Origin of the sequence: Amycolatopsis sp. NPDC101161 (assembly GCF_044768185.1) — a bacterium.
In the GTDB taxonomy this organism is placed as follows: domain Bacteria; phylum Actinomycetota; class Actinomycetes; order Mycobacteriales; family Pseudonocardiaceae; genus Amycolatopsis.
Genome location: NZ_JBIWPI010000007.1, coordinates 759,325 through 779,666, shown reverse-complemented (window position 1 = coordinate 779,666; position 20,342 = coordinate 759,325). Strand labels below are relative to the sequence as shown.

Genomic DNA, 20,342 nt, shown 5'->3' with positions numbered 1-20,342 from the left:
GGTCAGCCTCCGGAACCGGATCGGTTGGCCCTGGCCAGCAGCCAGAGCAGCAGGGGAGCGCCGAGCACGCCGGTCACGATGCCGACCGGCAGTGCCGACGCGGTCAGCGACCGCGCGATGATGTCGCTGCCCAGCACCACGACCGCGCCGGTGAGCGCGGACGCCGTGATCGGCGGCGACGACAGCCGGGCGAGCCGTTGCGCGATCTGCGGCGCGGTCAGCGCGACGAACGAGATGGGGCCCGCCGACGCCGTCGCGAACGCCACCAGGCCGGCGCCGGCCAGCAGCAGACCGAGCCGGACCGGCTGCACCGGCGTGCCGAGCCCGGCGGCCACGTCGTCGCCGAGCAGCAGCGTCTGCATCCACCGGGACAGCGCCAGCACCAGCGGGAACAGCACGACGAGCGCGAGGGACAGCGGCACGACGTGCTCCCAGCCGCGGTTGGCGAGGTTGCCCACCAGCCAGCCGATCGACGCCTGCGCCTCGGTGATCTGCGCCTTGCTCAGCAGGTAGTCGGTGAGGCTGGTGCACATCGCGAAGATCCCGATGCCCACCAGCAGGATCCGGTAGCCGGTCGTGCCGCGCCGCCACGCCAGCGCGTACACCAGAAGCGCCGTGAGCAGCCCGCCGAGGAGGCCGAGCGTGGTGGTGCCGAGGCCGCCGCCGAAGCCGAACGCGATGCCCGCGACGACGAAAGTGGCCGCGCCCGCGTTGATGCCGATCATGTCCGGGCTGGCCAGCGGGTTGCGGGTGATCGTCTGGAACACCGCGCCGGACGCGCCGAACGCGCACCCGGCCAGCAGGCCGGTGAGCGCCCGCGGCAGCCGCAGTTCCTGGACGATGTAACCGTTTCCGCTGTCGCCGCCGCCGAAAAGGCCGGACAGCACGTCCGAGACGGTCATCGGGACGTCGCCGATCGTCATGCCCACGCAGAACAAGACGAACGCGAGCACCGCGAGGATCACCGACACGAGCAGCAGCCGGGGCCGGACGCGGCCGGACACCGCGCCGGCGCGGAAGGTGACCCGGTCGCGCCGGATCTGCAGCAGGCTCATCTCAGGACTCCACGAGCTTGCGGCGCCGGACCAGGTAGATGAAGAAAGGTGCGCCGAGGAACGCGACGATCACGCCCGCGCGGATCTCGCTCGGCCGCGCCATGACCCGGCCAAGGATGTCGGCGGCCAGCAGCAGACACGGTGCGAGCACCGCGGTGTAGGGCAGCAGCCAGCGGTGGTCCGGGCCGATCACGAACCGCACCGCGTGCGGGACGATCAGGCCGAGGAACACGATCGGCCCGGCGACGGCGACGGCGGCGCCGGTCAGCAGGGTGATCGCCAGCGCGCCGCGCAGCCGCAGCGGACCGAGCTTGCGGCCGAGCGCGATGGCGACGTCGTCGCCGAGGGCGAGGCTGTTGAGCGCCGGGCCGCTCGCGATCGCCAGCACCACCCCGACCACCAGGAACGGCAGGACCTGCACCAACGCGGTCGCGTCGACGCCGGAAAGCGAGCCGGCGGACCAGAAGCGGTAGCGGTTGAGCGCCACCGGGTCCGAGAGCACCATCGCGCTGGTGAAGGACGAGAGCAACGCCGTGACGGCGGCGCCGGCGAGCGCCAGCTTGACCGGGCTCGACCCGGCCCGGCCGCGCGTGCCCAGGTAGTAGACGACGGATGTCGCGGCGAGCGCGCCGGCGAAGGCGAACCAGATGTAGCCGTAGAGCGAGCTGACCCCCAGCACGGTGATCGAGAACACGATCGCGAACGCGGCCCCGGCACTGACGCCCAGCAGACCCGGGTCGGCGAGCGGGTTGCGGGTCAGCGCCTGCATCACCGTGCCGGCCAGCCCGAGCCCGGCACCCACCAGCAACGCCAGGAAGGTCCGCGGCATCCGGACACTGTGGATGATCACGGCGTCCGCGGAGCCGTCGTCGTGCCACAGCACCTGCCACACCGCGCCGAACGAGATCTCCTTCGACCCCAGCCAGATGCTCAGCAGGCACAGGAAGACCAGCACGGCGAGGGCGGCCAGCAGACCCAGCGCGCGGCCCGTGTGTGGCGGGCGTCGCGTGAGAGCGATCCCTCCGGGGTCTGTTCGCACCGCACCTCCGACTGATACTCATTTAGGTAAGGCTAACCGATGGTACAGCAGTGCATTCTCACCCTCGGTTTGTTAGGTTGCCCTAAGTCGATGCCCGGTTCGGGCGTCTTGAGCAGCGGGAGGCTGGTCTACCGGTGAGCAACGGTGACGCTGTGCAGCAGGTGGCGGAGCTGGATTTCTGGCGTGACCGCCTCGCCTCGGCGCCGAAGGAGCTCGCGCTGCCGGTCGACCGCCCGTACGCCGCGGAGCCCGTCCGCGCCCGGCTGGCCCGGCCCCGGCCGGACGCCGACGAGCTGACCCTCCTGGCCGGGTTCGCCGTGCTGCTGTCCCGGTACGCGGGCACCGCCGACGTCGTCCTCGGCATTGGCTCGCTGACGCCGTTGCGGGTCGACCTCGGCGGCTCGCCCGGATTCGCCGACGTCGTCACGCGAGTGCGTGACGCGCGCGAAGAGGTACTGGCGCACGAAGTCCCCTTCGACGAGCTGGTCGCCGAGCTGAAGCCGGAGCCCGGTCGTGGAGGATCGGTGCTCGTGAGCGTCGGCTTCGGCGCCGAGACGGACCTCCCGCTCGACCTGAACCTGGTGGTCGGCGACGGCGAACTCGTCGCCGACTACCGCGCCGACGTCCTCGACGAGTCCACTGTGGACCGCATGCTAGGCCACCTGGCGAACCTCCTGGCCGACGCGCGGCAGCGTCCACAGTGGCCGGTCGACCGGCTGGACCTGATGAGCGCGGCGGAACTCCGGCAGCTCCTCGAAGAGTGGAACGACACCGACCTCGACACGCCGTTGGCGACATTGCCGGAGCTGTTCGCCGCCCGCGTCCGGGAAGCACCCGACGTTGTGGCGCTCGTCTTCGAGGACGAGGAACTGACCTACGCCGAGCTGGACGCGCGCACGAACCGGCTCGCCCACGTTCTCATCGGCCGCGGCGCCGGGCCGGAACGGGTCGTCGCACTGGCCGTGCCGCGCTCGGTCGAGATGATCGTGGCCGAGCTGGCCGTGCTCAAGGCCGGTGCCGCCTACCTCCCGCTCGACCCGGACTACCCGGCCGAGCGCATCGCGTTCATGGTCGGCGACGCCCGCCCGGTGTGCGTGCTGACCACCGGTGACCTGGCGGAGCACTTCGAGAGTCCGGTCCTCCTCGACGCCCTCGACCTCGCGTCGGCGCCGGACACCGAGCCACCAGCGGCGATCGTCCCGGCGAACGCGGCCTACGTCATCTACACGTCGGGCTCGACCGGGCGGCCCAAGGGTGTCGTGGTGTCCCACGCGGGTGTCGCGAAGCTCGTCGCGACGCAGTCCCGGCGGTTCGGAGTCGGTCCGCACAGCCGGGTGCTGCAGTTCGCGTCGCCGAGCTTCGACGTCGCGTTCTGGGATCTTTGCCTCGGCCTGCTTTCCGGCGGACGCCTGGTGGTCGTGCCCGCCGACCGGCGCGTGCCCGGCCCCGAACTCGCCGGCTACGCCCACGCGCACGGCGTCGACTTCATGATCCTGCCGCCCGCGCTGCTCGCCGAGTTCCCCGACGACTGCGACCTCCCGCGCGACAGCGTCCTGCTGGCCGGCACCGAACGCGTGTCGCCGGAACTGGTCAAAAGGTGGGCGCCGGGCCGCCGGATGTTCAACGCCTACGGCCCGACCGAGGCCACGACCAACTCGACGCTAGGGTTGTGCGACCCGGAGATCGCGCCCGGCTCGGCCGTGCCGATCGGCGTCCCGGACCCGGGCACCCGCGCGTACGTCCTCGACGCGTCGCTCGCGCCGGCCCCGGTCGGCGTCGTCGGCGAGCTGTACCTGGCCGGCTCCGGTCTGGCCCGCGGCTACCTCGGACGACCCGCGCTGACGTCGGAACGGTTCGTCGCGGACCCGTTCGGCGACGGTGGCCGGCTCTATCGCACCGGTGACCTGGTGAAGTGGCTGCCGGACGGGCGGCTGGTGTTCCTGGGCCGCGCGGACGACCAGGTCAAGATCCGCGGCTACCGCATCGAGCTGGGCGAGATCGAGTCGGTGCTCGCCGAGCACCCGCGCGTCGGCCAGTCGGTCGTCGTCGCCCAGGACGGCCGGCTCGTCGCCTACGCCGTGCCGCTGCCCGACCGCGACCAAGAGGCCGAGCAGGGCCACGTCGAGGAGTGGCACGCCGTCCACGAGGAGATGCTCGCCGGGTCCACCGGCATCGAGGAGAACTTCGCGGGCTGGAACTCCAGCTACGACGGCTCCGACATCCCGCTCGACGAGATGCGGGAGTGGCACGCGGCGACGATCGACCGCATCCGGTCGCTGCGGCCGAAGCGGGTCCTGGAGATCGGCGTCGGCAGCGGGCTCATCCTCTCGCGGATCGCGCCGGACGCCGAAACGTACTGGGGCGTCGACCTTTCCGAGAGCGCGATCGAGAACGTCCGGCGCGAGGTCGCCGCGACGCCGTTCGCCGACCGGGTGCACCTGGCCGCCCGCCCGGCGCACGACCTGGGCGAGCTGCCGGACGAGCCGTTCGACACGGTCATCATCAACTCGGTCGCGCAGTACTTCCCGAGCGTCGACTACCTCACCGAGGTCGTCCGGACCGCGGCCGGCCTGCTGGCGCCGGGCGGGACCATCTTCCTCGGCGACATACGCAACCTCCGGTCGCTGCGCGCGTTCCGCACCGCCGTCGAGCTGCGCCACGGCCGCGCCGATGTGGCGGCGGTCGACCAGGCGATCGCGCGCGAGGGCGAGCTGGTCCTCGACCCGGACTTCTTCCCGTCGCTCGCCCGGGACCTCGACGGCTTCGACGACGTCGATCTGTGGGTGAAGCGCGGCCAGGCGCACAACGAGCTGACGCGGCACCGCTACGACGTCGTCCTGCGGAAGGCGCCGAAGCCCGAGCCGGCCGGCGAGCAGGTCGTCGCGTTCGGCGATCTCGGTGCGGTGGAACGCTTCCTGGCCACCGAGACGCCGAGCCGGCTGCGGGTGACCGGCATCCCGGACGCGCGCGTGTCCGGTGAGCTGGCGGCGGCGCGCGCCCTCGACATCGGCGATCCGGACGCTGCTCGCGCGGCGCTCGAGCGCCGCGACGGCGTCGACCCGGAGGACCTGCACCGGCTCGGCGAGCGCGCCGGCTACCGGGTGGCGGTGACCTGGGCGGCCGAAGGTGGTGTGCTGGAGGCCGTCTTCTCGAGGGGGGAGGACGGCCCGGCTTACCGCTCCGGACGGTCATCCGGGACCCCGGCGTCGTACGCCAACAACCCGGCGGCGCGGCGGGACACCGGCGCGCTGGTGGCGTCGCTGCGCGCGCACGTGCGGGACCGGCTGCCGCTGTACATGGTGCCGTCGGCGTTCGTCGTGCTGGACAAGCTGCCCGTCCTGGCTTCCGGCAAGCTCGACCGCAAGGCCCTGCCCAGCCCCGAGCGGTTCGAGGCCGGGCCGGGACGCGCGCCGCGCAACCCCGTCGAACAGCTGCTGTGCGAGCTGTTCGCCGACGTCCTCGGCGTGCCGCAGGCGGGCCCGGACGACGACTTCTTCGCCCTCGGCGGACATTCGCTGCTCGCCACTCGGCTGATCCAGCGCATCCGCGCGGCCGTCGGCGCCGAGGTGCCGGTTCGGGCGGTGTTCGACGCGCCGACCCCGGCCGCGCTCGCCGACCTCCTCGCCGGCGCGGTGACCGGCACCGAGCGGCGCCCGCTCACCCGCGTCGCCGACCGGCCCGAGCGGCTGCCGTTGTCCTTCGCGCAGCAGCGGCTCTGGTTCCTGCACGGTCTCGAAGGCGGCTCGGCGACCTACAACGTCCCGCTCGTCATGCGGCTGGCCGGCGAGCTGGACGTCGAGGCGCTGCGGGCGGCACTGCGCGACGTGGTCGGCCGGCACGAGGCCTTGCGGACGGTGTTCCCGACCGCCGATGGCGTGCCGTACCAGGAGATCCTGGCCGAGCCCACGGTCGAGCTGACCGTCCGCGAGGGTGCCGAGCCCGAAGTGGACGAACTCGTCCGCGGCGTGTTCGACCTCGGCGCCGGAGTCCCCGTGCGGGCCGCGCTGCTGACCGTCGGCGAGCGGCGGCACGTGCTGGTCCTCGTCCTGCACCACATCGCCGCCGACGGCTGGTCGCTCACCCCGCTCTGGCGGGACATCGCCACGGCCTACCGCGCCCGGCTCCGTGGTGACGCTCCACAGTGGACGCCGTTGCCGGTGCAGTACGCGGACTACACGCTCTGGCAACGGAAACTCCTCGAAGCGGAAGAGACCGCGCAGCTCGACTACTGGCGCGGGGCCCTCGACGGCCTGCCCGAACGCATCCCGCTCCCGCTCGACCGGCCGCACCCGGCGGTGTCCGCCTACCGCGGCGAGTTCTTCACCTTCACCTGGGACGCCGGCCTGCAGGCCGGGCTGACCGCGCTCGCCCGCGCGTGCGGCGCGAGCCCGTTCATGGTCGTGCACGCCGGCCTGACGGCGCTGCTGTCGCGGCTCGGCGGCGGCACCGACATCCCGATCGGCACCCCGATCGCCGGCCGGACCGACCCCGCGCTGGACGACCTCGTCGGGTTCTTCGTCAACACCCTCGTCCTGCGCGTCGACACCGGCGGTGACCCGTCGTTCCGCGACCTCGTGGCGCGCGTGCGCGAACGCAGCCTCGACGCCTACGCCCACCAGGACGTCCCCTTCGAGCGGCTGGTCGAGGCGCTGAACCCGGTGCGGTCGCTCGCGCACCACCCGCTGTTCCAGACCATGCTGGCCTGGCAGAACACGCCCGGCGCCGGCGTCGAGCTGCCCGGGCTGACCGTCACCGAGCGGCCCGTCGGCACCGGCACGGCCAAGTTCGACCTCTGGTTCTCCTTCACCGAGCGGGCCGACGGCATCCACGGGCAGGCCGAGTTCAACGCCGAGGTGTTCGACCACGCCACCGTGACCGGCCTGCTCGGCCGCCTCGAAGTCCTGCTGCGCCAGGTCGTCTCCGCCCCGGACCGCCGCCTGGGAAGCCTCGACGTGCTCACCCCGGCCGAGCGTGACGGCCTCGAAACGACCTGGTCGGGCCCGGTCGAAGACGTCCCCGCGGTGACTGTGCCGGAGCTGTTCGCCGCCCAGGTCGCGCGGACGCCGGACGCTACCGCTCTCGTCTTCGAGGACGAAGAGCTGACCTACGCCGAGCTGGACGCCGTCTCGAACCGCCTCGCCCGTGTGCTCGCCGCGCGGGGCGCCGGGCCCGAGCGCGTCGTCGCACTGGCGCTGCCGCGGTCGACGCACCTGGTCACGGCCATCCTCGCGGTGCTCAAGACGGGCGCGGCCTACCTGCCGCTCGACCCGGGCTACCCGGCCGACCGCATCGCGTTCATGCTCGAAGACGCCCAGCCCGCCCTGGTCCTCGCGACGGCGGAGACGGCCGTCGCGGGGGCGCTGCTCCTGGACGACCCGGAGACCGTCGCAGGCGTTTCGGACGCGCCACTCGAGGTCGCCCTTCGCCCGGAGAACCCGGCGTACGTCATCTATACGTCCGGGTCGACGGGGCGCCCCAAGGGTGTCGTCGTGCCAAACGAGGGCATCGTCAACCGGCTGCTGTGGATGCAGTCCGAATACGGCCTGACCGGCGAGGACCGGGTCCTGCAGAAGACGCCGTCGAGCTTCGACGTCTCCGTGTGGGAGTTCCTCTGGCCGCTCGTCACCGGTGCGACCGAGGTCCTGGCCCGCCCCGACGGCCACAAGGATCCCGGCTACCTCGCCCGGCTGATCCGCGAACGCGGGATCACGACCGTCCACTTCGTCCCGTCGATGCTCCAGGTGTTCCTGCAGGAACCCGCGGCGGGGGAGTGCACCAGCCTGCGCCGGGTCCTGTGCAGCGGCGAAGCCCTGCCGCTCGACGCCGTCACTCAGTTCGGCGAGGTCCTCGGCGCCGAGCTGCACAACCTCTACGGCCCGACGGAAGCCTCGGTCGACGTCACGTCGTGGCGAACGTCCACCGAGGACACGACCGTCCCGATCGGACGTCCGGTGTGGAACACCCGGACCTACGTCCTCGACGCCGCGTTGCGGCCGGTGCCGCCGGGCACCGCCGGGGAGCTGTACCTCGCCGGTGTCCAGCTCGCCCGCGGCTACCTCGGGCGCCCCGGGCTCAGCGCCGAGCGGTTCGTCGCCGACCCGTTCGGCGCGCCGGGCTCCCGGATGTACCGGACCGGCGACCTGGCCCGCTTCCGCCCCGACGGCGTCCTCGAGTTCCTGGGCCGCGGCGACGAGCAGATCAAGATCCGCGGCTTCCGCGTCGAGCCCGGCGAGATCGCGGCCACCCTCGCCACGCACGACGACGTCGCGCACGCGGTGGTCGTCGCCCGCGAGGACCGGCCGGGCGACGTCCGCCTGGTCGGGTACGTCGTGCCCGCCGATACGGCAAGCTCGTCCGACGAAGAGACCGAGCAGGTCGGCGAGTGGCGCGAGCTGTACGACTCGATGTACGCGGCCACCGACGACGAGTTCGAGGGCTGGAACTCCAGCTACACCGGCGAACCGATCCCGCGGGCCGAGATGCGGGAGTGGCGGGACGCGATCGTCACGCGCATCCGCGACCTGAACCCGCGCCGCGTGCTGGAGATCGGCGTCGGCACCGGTCTGCTGCTGACCGAGCTGGCCCCGCAGTGCGAGACGTACTGGGGCACGGACTTGTCCGCCGAGGTCATCGCGTCGCTGGGCCGCCGGGTCGAGGCCGACCCCGCGCTCGCCGATCGCGTCGAACTGCGCACCTGCGACGCCGCGGACCTGTCCGGCCTGCCGTCGGGATTCTTCGACACCATCCTGCTCAACTCCGTCGTCCAGTACTTCCCGAGCGGGACGTACTTGCTGGAGGTGCTGCGCGGGGCCCTCGAGCTGCTCGCCCCGGGTGGGTCGCTGTTCGTCGGCGACGTCCGCGACCTCCGCCAGGTCCGGGCCTTCCACACCGCGGTGGCCGAGGCGCGCGGGGGTGACGTCGAGCAGCGGCTCCTGCGCGAGAAGGAGCTCCTCGTCGCGCCCGAGTTCTTCGCCGGGCTCGACGAGGTCACCGCGGACGTCCGGGTCAAGCGCGGCCGGGCGGTCAACGAGTTGACCCAGTACCGCTACGACGTGGTCCTGCGCCCCGGCTCGGCCGCGGCGGCCGAGGTCCCCGTACTGGTGTGGGGCACGGATCTGTCCACCGTGGACGAGGTCGCCGGCCCGAGCCGGATCGAACGCGTTCCGAACGGCCGTACCGCGCCGGGCGGGGTGGACCCCGAAGACTGGTACGAATTCGGTGACGCGCACGGCTACCGCACGGTCGTCACCTGGTCCGCGACCGACGACGGCTCGGTCGACGTCCTCTTCACGACCGGGGATCCCGCCGGCGCCTTCCGGCCGGGCACCGGACCGCTGCTGTCCTACACCGGCAACCCCGGCCGCTTCCGCCGGATCAGCACGCTCACCGCGGACCTGCGGACCCTCGCGGCCGACCGGCTGCCCGAGCACATGGTGCCCTCGGCGATCGTCGTCCTCGACGCGCTTCCGGTGACGGCCAACGGCAAGCTCGACCGCCGCGCCCTGCCCTCACCCGATCCGGTCGCACCGACCTCGGACCGTGAGCCGCGCACCCCGGCCGAACGGCAGCTGTGCGAGCTGTTCGCCGACGTCCTCGGCCTGCCGCGGGTCGGCCCGGACGACAGCTTCTTCGCCCTCGGCGGCCACTCGCTGCTGGCCACCCGGCTGATCGCCCGCGTCCGCACGACGCTGAACGCCGAGCTGGAAGTCCGCTCGGTCTTCGAGACGCCGACCCCCGCCGGCCTGGCCGCGCTGGTCGGCGCGGGCACCGGAACCGCGCGCCCGCCGCTCGTCCCGGTGGAGCGGCCGGCGCTGGTGCCGCTCTCGGGCGCGCAGCAGCGGCTGTGGTTCCTGCACCACCTCGAAGGCCCGTCGGCCACCTACAACGTCCCGCTGATCATGCGCCTGGACGGCGAGGTCGACGTCGAGGCGCTGCGCAAGGCACTGTCCGATGTGGTCGCCCGCCACGAGGCCCTGCGGACGCGTTTCCCGCAGCACGACGGCGTTCCCCATCAGGACATCCTCGCGCCCGGCGAGGTCGAACTGCCGGTGCGGGACGTCACCGACCTCGACGCCGAACTGACCCGGCTCGTGCGCGGTTCGTTCGACCTCGAGCGTGAAGCGCCGATGCGCGTGGAGCTGCTGCGGTTGGACGACCGCGAGCACGTCCTGGCCTTGGTGTTCCACCACATCGCCTCCGACGGCTGGTCGATGGCCCCGCTGTGGCGCGACATCGCCACGGCCTACGCCGCCCGCCGCGCCGGCGAGACTCCACAGTGGACGCTATTGCCGGTGCAGTACGCGGATTACACGCTGTGGCAACGGGACCTGCTCGGCAGCGAGGACGACCCGGACAGCGTCCTCAGTACTCAGCTGGACTACTGGCGCGACACCCTCGACGGCCTGCCCGACCGCATCGAGCTGCCGCTGGACCGGCCGCACCCGGCGACCGCGACCTTCCGCGGCGAGCTGCACACCTTCACCTGGGACGCGGACCTCCACACCCGCCTGACCGAGCTGGCCCGCGAGTCCGGTGCGAGCGTGTTCATGGTCGTGCACGCGGCGCTGGCCGCCCTGCTCACCCGGCTGGGGGCGGGCACCGACGTCCCGATCGGCTCACCCATCGCCGGCCGCACCGACCCCGCGCTCGACGACCTCGTCGGGTTCTTCGTCAACACCCTCGTCCTGCGCGTCGACACCGGCGGCGAGCCGACCTTCCGCGACCTGGTGGCTCGCGTCCGCGAGCGGAACCTCGACGCCTACGCCCACCAGGACGTCCCGTTCGAGCGCCTGGTCGAGGTGCTCAACCCGGCGCGCTCGCTGTCCTACCACCCGCTGTTCCAGGTGATGATCGCCGGCCAGAACAACGCGCGGGCCGAGGTCACCCTGCCCGGCCTGACCGTCACCGAGATCCCGGTGACGACCGGGACATCGAAGTTCGACCTGTCGATCTCGCTCACCGAACGCGAGGCCGGGATCGCCGGCGTGCTGGAGTTCAACGCCGACGTCTTCGACCACGCGGGCGCGAACGCGATCCTGCGCCGCCTCGAAGTGCTGCTGCGCGCGGCGCTGGCCGAGCCGGACCGCCCGGTCGGCGCCCTGGATCTTCTGGCCGGGGACGAGCGCGACCGGATCCTGACCGAGTGGGCGGGGTCGCTGGAACCCGCCGGCACCGAGACGTTCCCGGCCCTGTTCGCGCGCCGCGTGGCCGAGGCGCCGGACGCCGTGGCGCTCGTCTTCGAGGCCGTCGAGCTGACCTACGCCGAGGTGAACGCCCGCGCGAACCGGCTCGCGCACCTGCTGCTCGACCGCGGCGCCGGGCCCGAGCGGGTGGTCGCGCTGGCCGTCCCACGGTCGCTCGAAATGATCATCGCCGAACTGGCCGTGCTCAAGGCCGGCGCCGCCTACCTGCCGGTCGACGTCGACTACCCCGGCGACCGGATCGCCTACATGGTCGAGGACGCGCGCCCGGTCTGCGTCGTGACGACGCGGGAGATCGACGCCAAGCTGCCCGCGGACGTCCCGCGCGTGCTCCTGGACGACCCGACGCTCGCCACGATGTCCACAGTGGACCCCGACGTCGTGGTGAAGCCGGAGAACGCCGCCTACGTGATCTACACGTCCGGCTCGTCCGGGCGGCCGAAGGGTGTCGTCCTCCAGCACTCGGGCGTCGCCAAGCTCGTGGCCACCCAGGTCCAGCGGTTCGGGATCGGCCCGCACAGCCGGGTGCTGCAGTTCGCGTCGCCGAGCTTCGACGTCGCGTTCTGGGATCTCTGCCTCGGCCTGCTGTCCGGCGGCCGCCTGGTCGTCGTCCCGGCCGAGCGGCGCGTCGCCGGGCCCGTGCTGACCGAGTACGCGCACCGGCACGCCGTGGACTTCATGATCCTGCCGCCCGCGCTGCTCGACGCCATGCCCGCGGAGTGCGACCTCCCGCGCGACAGCGTGCTGCTGGCCGGCACCGAGCGCGTGTCGCCGGAACTGGTCAAAAGGTGGGCGCCGGGACGGCGGATGTTCAACGCCTACGGCCCGACCGAGGCGACCACCAACTCGACGCTCGGCGAGAGCGACCCCGTCGAACTGGCGGACGCGACCGTCGTGCCGATCGGCGTCCCCGACCCCGGCACCCGGGCGTACGTGCTCGACGCCGGGCTGCGGCCGGTCCCGCCCGGCGTGGTGGGGGAGCTGTACCTGGCCGGCTCCGGCCTGGCGCGCGGCTACCTCGGCCGGCCCGCGCTGACGTCGGAGCGGTTCGTCGCGGACCCGTTCGGTGACGGTGGCCGGCTTTACCGCACGGGTGATCTGGTGAAGTGGCTGCCGGACGGGCGGCTGGTGTTCCTGGGCCGCGCGGACGACCAGGTCAAGATCCGCGGCTACCGCATCGAGCCCGGCGAGATCGAGACCGTCATCGCCGAGCACCCGGCCGTCGGCCAGTCCGTGGTGATCGCGCGGGACGGGCGGCTCATCGCCTACGCCGTCCCGGCCGCCGGCCGCGACGAGGAGGCGGAGCTGGACCACGTCGGCGAGTGGCGTGAGCTGCACGAGAACGTGTTCACCGAAGCGGCGTCCGGCGGGCTGGAGGAGAACTTCACCGGCTGGAACTCCAGCTACGACGGCTCCGAGATCCCCCTCGACGAGATGCGCGAGTGGCACGCGGCGACGATCGAGCGGATCCGGTCGCTGCGGCCGAAGCGCGTTCTCGAAATCGGCGTCGGCTCGGGGCTCATCCTGTCCCGGATCGCGCCGGATGCAGAGGAGTACTGGGGCGTCGACCTGTCGGAGCAGGCGATCGCCAACCTGCGGCGTGAACTCGCTTCGACGTCGTTCGCGGGCCAGGTCCACCTCGCGGCCCGCCCGGCGCACGACCTCGGCGAACTGCCGGACGAGCCGTTCGACACGGTGATCATCAACTCGGTCGCGCAGTACTTCCCGAGCGTCGGCTACCTCGCCGAGGTCATCCGCACGGCCGCCGCGCGGGTCGCCCCGGGCGGGGTGATCTTCCTGGGTGACATCCGGAACCTGCGCTCGCTGCGCGCGTTCCGGACGGCGACCGAGCTGCGCCACGGCCGCCGGACCACGGCCGCCGTCGACCAGGCGATCGCCCGCGAGGGCGAGCTGCTGCTGGACCCGGACTTCTTCGCGGCGCTGGCCCGTGAACTGGACGGCTTCGACGACGTGGATCTCCGGATGAAGCGCGGTCATGCGCACAACGAGCTGACCCGGCACCGGTACGACGTCGTCCTGCGGAAGGCGCCGAAGCCGGCCGCGGTCGAGGAAACCGTCGTCCCGTTCACGTCGCTCGACGAGCTGGAGCTGCTGCTGGCCGAGCGCCCGGCCCGCCTCCGGGTCACGGGGGTGCCGGACGCGCGGCTGTCCGGTGAGCTGGCCGCCGTCGCCGCGCTCGCCGAGGGCGACGCCGACGCCGCGCTGTCCGCTTTGGCGGCCGAGCCGTCCGGTGTGGACATCGAGAAGCTGCAAGAGCTCGGCTGTTACGCGGCCCCGGCGCAGCAAGGCTTCCTCGAAGTCGTGTTCACCACCGGCGAGCCGACGCGGATCTACCGGGGCAAGCCGGTCCGGGCCGCGCTGGAGACGCTGGGCAACCACCCGGCCGGGCAACGCGACACCAGCGCCCTGGTTTCGGCCCTGCGCGCCCACGTCCGCGACCGGCTCCCGCAGTACATGGTGCCGTCGGCGTTCGTCGTGCTGGACCGGCTGCCGCTGCTCGCCTCGGGCAAGCTCGACCGCCGAGCGCTGCCGAGCCCGGACCAGCAGGCCGTCACCGCCGGTCGCGCACCGCGCACCCCGGTCGAAGAAGTCCTCTGCGGACTGTTCGCCGAAGTCCTCGACACCGCGTCGATCGGCGTCGACGACGACTTCTTCGCGCTGGGCGGGCATTCGCTCATGGCGACGCGCCTGGTCGCGCGGGTGCGCGCGGTGTTCGGCGTCGAGCTGCAGGTGCGCTCGGTCTTCGAGACACCGACGGTCGCGGGGCTCGCTGCGCTGCTGTCCACTTCGGACTCCTCGGCCGCGCGGCCCGCGCTGGCCCGCGTCGAGCCGCGACCGGCCGTGCTGCCGTTGTCGTTCGCCCAGCAGCGGCTGTGGTTCCTGCACCGCCTGGAAGGCCCGTCGGCGACGTACAACATGCCGACGGCGGTCCGGCTGAGCGGCGAACTCGACGTCTCCGCGCTGACGCTCGCTCTGTCCGATGTGGTCGAACGCCACGAAGCCCTGCGCACGGTCTTCCCGGAAATCGACGGCGAAGCCCGGCAGCGGATCCTCGACGGCGTCGCGATCCCCTTGCCGACCCGCACGGTCACCGAGGCGACGCTCGCCGATGCCGTGTCCGAAGTGGCCCACACGGTGTTCCGGCTGGAATCCGAGATCCCGTTGCGGGCCGAGCTGCTGCGGCTCGGTGCGCAGGAGCACGTCCTCGTGCTGGTGTTCCACCACATCGCCTCGGACGGCTGGTCGACCGCGCCCTTGTGGCGCGACCTCGCGACCGCCTACACCGCACGGCAGGCCGGAGAAGCTCCACAGTGGACGCCGTTGCCGGTGCAGTACGCGGACTACACGCTGTGGCAACGGGACGTCCTCGGCGAGCCGGTGATCGAGCCGCAGCTGGCCTACTGGCGGGACACCCTCGCCGGCCTGCCGGAACGGATCGAGCTGCCCACCGACCGGCCGCACCCGGCCGAAGCGTCCTACCGGGGCGAGCAGTTCGCGTTCGGCTGGGACGCCGACCTCCACAGTGGACTCGTCGAGCTGGCCCGCGCCTGCGGCGCCAGCGTGTTCATGGTCGTGCACGCCGGCCTCACCGCCGTGCTCACCCGGCTCGGCGCGGGGACCGACATCCCGCTCGGCACGTCCATCGCCGGCCGCACCGACCAGGCGCTCGACGACCTCGTCGGCTTCTTCGTCAACACCCTGGTGCTGCGCGTGGACACCGGCGGCGACCCGACGTTCCGCGACCTCGTCGCCCGCGTGCGCGACCGCAGCCTCGACGCCTACGCCCACCAGGACGTCCCGTTCGAGCGCCTGGTCGAAGCGCTCAACCCGGCGCGGTCGCTGTCCTACCACCCGCTGTTCCAGACGATGCTGGCCTGGCAGAACAACGCCGTCGCCGACCTCGCGCTGCCCGGCCTGACCGTCGCGGAGAAACCGGTCCGCACCGGCACCGCCCGCGCCGACCTGACGTTCTTCGTCGGGGAGCGCCCGGGCAACCAGACCGGCATCCGCGGCACCGCGGAGTACAACAGCGACGTCTTCGACCGCGCGAGCGTCGAAGCCATCCTCGACCGGCTCCGGATGCTGCTGCGGGCCGTCGTGGCCGACCCGGACACCCGGATCGGCGCGGTCGACCTGCTCACCGCCGCCGAGCGCGAACGGCTCGCCGCCGACCCCGCGACGCCGTTGCCCGCGGAGACGGCGGCGGAGCTGTTCGCCGCCCAGGTGGCCCGGACCCCGGACGCCACCGCGCTGGTGTTCGGCGACGAGCGCTTGACCTACGCCGAACTGGACGCCCGCGCGACAACACTGGCCCGCGCCCTGCTCGCGCGCGGTGCCGGACCGGAACGGGTGGTGGCGGTCGCGCTGCCGCGCTCGGCCGACCTCGTCGTCGCGCTGCTGGCGGTGCTCAAGACCGGCGCCGCCTACCTGCCCCTCGACCTGAACCACCCGGCCGAACGCGTCAACCTGATGCTCACCGACGCCGACCCGCACTTGGTCATCGCGGACGGTGGCTTCGGAGACCGGCTGGTCCGGCCCGGCGACACCGGGCCTGAACCGGTGTGGCCGTCGATTCCCCCGGACCACCCGGCGTACGTGATCTTCACGTCCGGCTCGACCGGACGCCCGAAGGCGGTCGCCGGTACCCAGCGGGCACTGGCCAACCGGCTGCACTGGGGGCGCGGCCTCGCCGAAGGCGTGCGCGTCGCGAAGAGCGCGCTGACCTTCATCGACGGCTCGACCGAGCTGCTCGGCGGGCTCGTCGCGGGCGACCCGGTCGTCCTCGCCGACGACGCCACGGCGACCGACCCGCACGCGCTCGCCGAACTCGTCCGCACGTCCGGCGCCCAGGTGCTGACCGTGGTGCCGAGCCTCTTGGAGAGCTTCGCCGAGGACGGTCCGGCCGACGCGTTCGAGGCCGTCACGACGTGGATCACCAGTGGTGAGCCGCTTTCCCCCGCCCTCGCGGAGAAGGTGCGGCGGCGGTGGCCATCGGCGAAACTCGTCAACCTGTACGGCTGCTCGGAGGTCGCCGGTGACAGCCTCGCGCAGGAGTGCGGGCCGGTTGCCATCGGCCGCCCCGTCGCGAACACCCGCGCATACGTCCTCGACGCCGCGTTGCGGCCGGTGCCGCCGGGCGTCCGCGGCGAGCTGTACCTGGCCGGTGCCGGGCTCGCCCGGGGCTACCTCGGCCGTCCGGCGCTCACCGCCGAACGGTTCGTCGCGTCGCCGTTCGACGCGGGGGAGCGGATGTACCGCACCGGCGACCTCGTCCGCCGCCGCTCCGACGGCGCCCTCCAGTTCCTCGGCCGCGCCGACCAGCAGATCAAGATCCGCGGCTTCCGCGTCGAGCCGGGCGAAGTCGAAGCCGCGTTGACGGCCGACGCCTCCGTCTCCCGCGCGGTCGTCATCGCCCGCTCCGGCGCCTTGATCGCCTACGTCGCGCCGTCCGGGGACCCGGCCGCGCTGCGGGCGCGGCTCGCCGAACGACTGCCGGACCACCTGGTTCCCTCGGCGATCGTCGTCCTGCCGGAACTGCCGGTGAACGCCAACGGCAAACTCGACCGCGCCGCCCTGCCCGACCCGGAGATCCGGACCTCGGGCCGCGTCGCGCGGACGCCGGCCGAGCAGGCGCTGTGCGACCTCTTCGCCGACGTCCTCGGCGTGGCGCAGGTCGGCCCGGACGACGGCTTCTTCACCCTCGGCGGCCATTCGCTGCTCGCGACGCGGCTGGTCAGCCGGATCCGCGCGCTGCTCGGCGTCGAGGTCCCGATCCGGGCGGTGTTCGACGCGCCGACACCGGCCCGGCTCGCCGAGCTCCTCGACCCGGGCCGGGAAAGCCGTCCGGCGCTCGTGCCGGTCCAGCGGCCCGAGGTGCTGCCGCTGTCGTTCGCCCAGCAGCGCCTGTGGTTCCTCGACCGCCTCGACGGGCCGAGCGCGACCTACAACATCCCGTGGGCGTGGGAGCTGACCGGACCGGTCGACGCCGAGGCGCTGCAGGCGGCTTTGGGGGACGTCGTCGCCCGGCACGAGGTCCTGCGCACGATTCTCGCCGAGGATCACGGCACACCCCGGCAGGTCGTCCTGGACGCGGGTGACGCCCGCGCGCGGCCGGTGCTGGTCACGGAGACGTCGGCCGACCTCGACGAGAGCGTCACGGCGGCGGCGTCGTACTGCTTCACCCTGGACGCCGAAATCCCGGTCCGCGCGACGCTCGTGTCGGCCGGGCCGGAGCGACACGTGTTCGTGCTGCTGGTGCACCACATCGCGGGCGACGGGTGGTCGTTGCCACCCCTGAAGCGGGACCTCGACACCGCGTACGCCGCCCGGCTGCGCAGCGAGCGTCCACAGTGGACACCGCTGCCCGTGCAGTACGCGGACTACACGCTCTGGCAGCGCGAGATGTTCGGCCGGGCCGACGACCCGGACAGCATCCTCGGCCGGCAAGCCGCGTTCTGGCGGGACACCCTCGCCGGGATCCCGGACGAGCTGGCGCTCCCCGCGGACCGGCCCCGCCCGGCACGCTCCACGAACCGCGGCGCCGCCGTGCCGTTCACCGTGCCCGCGGACGTCCACAACGGACTTCGCGAGCTGGCCCACGGCAGCGACACCAGCACGTTCATGGTGCTGCAGGCCGCCCTCGCGGCGCTGCTGACCCGGCTCGGCGCGGGCACCGACATCCCGCTCGGCACGCCCGTCGCGGGCCGGACGGACCACGCGCTGGAGGACCTGGCCGGGTTCTTCGTCAACACGCTCGTCCTGCGCACCGACACCGGCGGCGACCCGACGTTCCGCGGCCTCCTGGACCGCGTCCGGGAGGCCGACCTGGCCGCGTACGCCCACCAGGACCTGCCGTTCGAGCACCTCGTCGAGCTGCTCAACCCGGCCCGGTCTCTCGCGCGGCACCCGCTGTTCCAGGTCATGCTGGCCGTCTACCACTCGGGTTCGGAGCCGGAACGGCTGCTCGGCGTCAACGCGGCCTACCGCGACACCGGGCTGCGGCAGGCGAAGTTCGACCTGTCGTTCGACCTCGTGGAGACGCCCGGCGGCATCGAAGGCGACCTCGAGTTCAGCCTCGACCTGTTCGACGAGCCGACCGCCCGGACGCTCACCGAGCGCCTGGTCCGGCTGATGACGGCCGTCGTCGCGGACCCGGACCGGCCGCTGAGCCGGATCGACGTCCTCGAACCCGCCGAGCGGCACCGGATCCAGCGCGACTGGGGTGCGGGCGAGCCGCTGACGACCTCGGCGCCCACGGTCGTCGACCGGCTGGCGGCGCAGGTGGCCGCGACACCCGGCGCGACGGCGCTGAGCGACGCTTCCGGCAGCGTGACGTTCGCCGAATTCGCGGCGCGGACCGACCGCCTGGCCCGGTGGCTGGCCTCGCGGGGAGCGGGTCCGGAGCGGGTCGTGGCGCTGGTGCTGCCGCGCTCGGCTCAGGTCGTCGAGGCGATCTTCGGCGTGTTCAAGACGGGTGCGGCGTACCTGCCGGTGGACCCGGACCAGCCGGCCGACCGGATCTCGGCGATCCTCGCCGACGCCGGGGCGACGCTGGTGCTCACCAGCCGTTCGCTGGCTTCGCGGGTTCCCGGAGCGCTGTTCGTCGAGGACATTGTGGACAGTGACGCGGCTTTGACGCCGCCGTCGCCCGCGAACCCGGCGTACGTGCTCTACACGTCCGGCTCGACGGGCAAGCCCAAGGGGGTCGTCATCCCGCATTCCGGGCTGGTGAACCTGTTCCACAGCCACCGCGAGACGCTCTACCGCCCGGCGGTCGCCGCGGCGGGCGGGCGCCGGCTGCGGGTCGGGCACGCGTGGGCGTTCTTCTTCGACGCGTCCTGGCAGCCGCAGCTGTGGCTGCTCGACGGGCACGAGGTGCACGTCGTCGACGACGACACCCGCCGCGACCCCGACCGGCTGGCGGCGGTGGTGCGCGAGCGCGGGCTCGACTTCCTCGAGCTGACGCCGTCGCACTTCGCGCAGCTGGCCGCGGCCGGCGTCGTCGAAGACGGGAAGTGCGCCCTCGGGGTCGTCGGCGTCGGCGGCGAAGCCGTTTCCCAGACGTTGTGGGAGCAGCTGCGGTCGATGCCGGGCACCGCGGCGTACAACCTCTACGGCCCGACCGAGGCCACTGTGGACGCTCTGGTCGGCCGCTTCGCCGATGCCGACCGGCCGGTGGTCGGGCGCCCGGTGCACAACGCCCGCGCGTACGTCCTCGACGGCGGCCTGACCCCGGTCCCGGCCGGCGTGCCGGGCGAGCTGTACCTGGCCGGCGCCGGGCTGGCCCGCGGCTACCACGGCCGGTCCGCGCTGACCGCCGAGCGGTTCGTGGCCGACCCGTTCGGGCCGCCGGGGGAGCGGATGTACCGCACCGGCGACCTCGTGCGGTGGCGGCCGGACGGGCAGCTCGAGTACCTCGGCCGCACCGACGACCAGGTCAAGGTCCGCGGCTTCCGGATCGAGCCGGGGGAGATCGAGACGGCCCTGACCCGCCACGACGACGTCGAGCAGGCGCTCGTCGTCGTCCGCGAGGACCGGGACAAGCGCCTGGTCGCCTACACGACCCCGGCGACGGCGGACCCGGTGCGGCTGCGGGAGTTCGTGGCCCGCTCGCTGCCCGAGTACATGGTGCCCGCGGCGATCGTCCCGCTCGACGCGTTCCCCGTGACGCCCAACGGGAAGCTCGACAAGGCCGCGTTGCCGGTGCCGGAGTTCGAAACCCGGGGCCGGGCGCCGGAAACACCCCTGGAGAAGACCCTCTGCGAGATCTTCGCCGAGGTCCTGGACGTCGGCGCGGTCGGTGCCGACGACGACCTGTTCGCCCTCGGCGGGCATTCGATGCTGCTCGTGGTCCTGCGCGACCGGATCACCGAGCGGCTCGGGACCGATCTCCCGATCGCCGAGTTCTTCCGCACCCCCACGGCGGCCGGCCTCGCCGCGCTGTGTGAAATCCGGGGCTCCGCCCCGGGCCGGGGGCTCCGCCACCCGGGACCCCCGAAAGACACCGTGACCCGAGACGTGAGGTAG

The 20,342-nt window shown here is 73.1% G+C and carries 3 protein-coding genes; 1 reads left to right on the top strand and 2 read right to left on the bottom strand.

What is annotated here, in order from left to right; translation table 11 throughout:
- Positions 1 to 2 precede the first annotated feature (2 nt).
- Positions 3 to 1,055 (bottom strand): FecCD family ABC transporter permease, encoded by a 1,053-nt coding sequence (locus ACIRSS_RS46325; RefSeq protein ID WP_400907655.1) that lies wholly within the window; start codon positions 1,053 to 1,055, stop codon positions 3 to 5.
- A 1-nt stretch (position 1,056) separates the two neighbouring features.
- Positions 1,057 to 2,094 carry a FecCD family ABC transporter permease gene (locus ACIRSS_RS46320; RefSeq protein ID WP_400907653.1) on the bottom strand — a complete coding sequence of 346 codons (1,038 nt, stop codon included), beginning with the start codon at positions 2,092 to 2,094 and terminating at the stop codon, positions 1,057 to 1,059.
- A gap of 134 nt (positions 2,095 to 2,228) precedes the next feature.
- Here ACIRSS_RS46320 and ACIRSS_RS46315 point away from each other — a divergent pair, with 134 nt between their 5' ends.
- Positions 2,229 to 20,342 (top strand): amino acid adenylation domain-containing protein, encoded by an 18,114-nt coding sequence (locus ACIRSS_RS46315; protein ID WP_400907651.1) that lies wholly within the window; start codon positions 2,229 to 2,231, stop codon positions 20,340 to 20,342.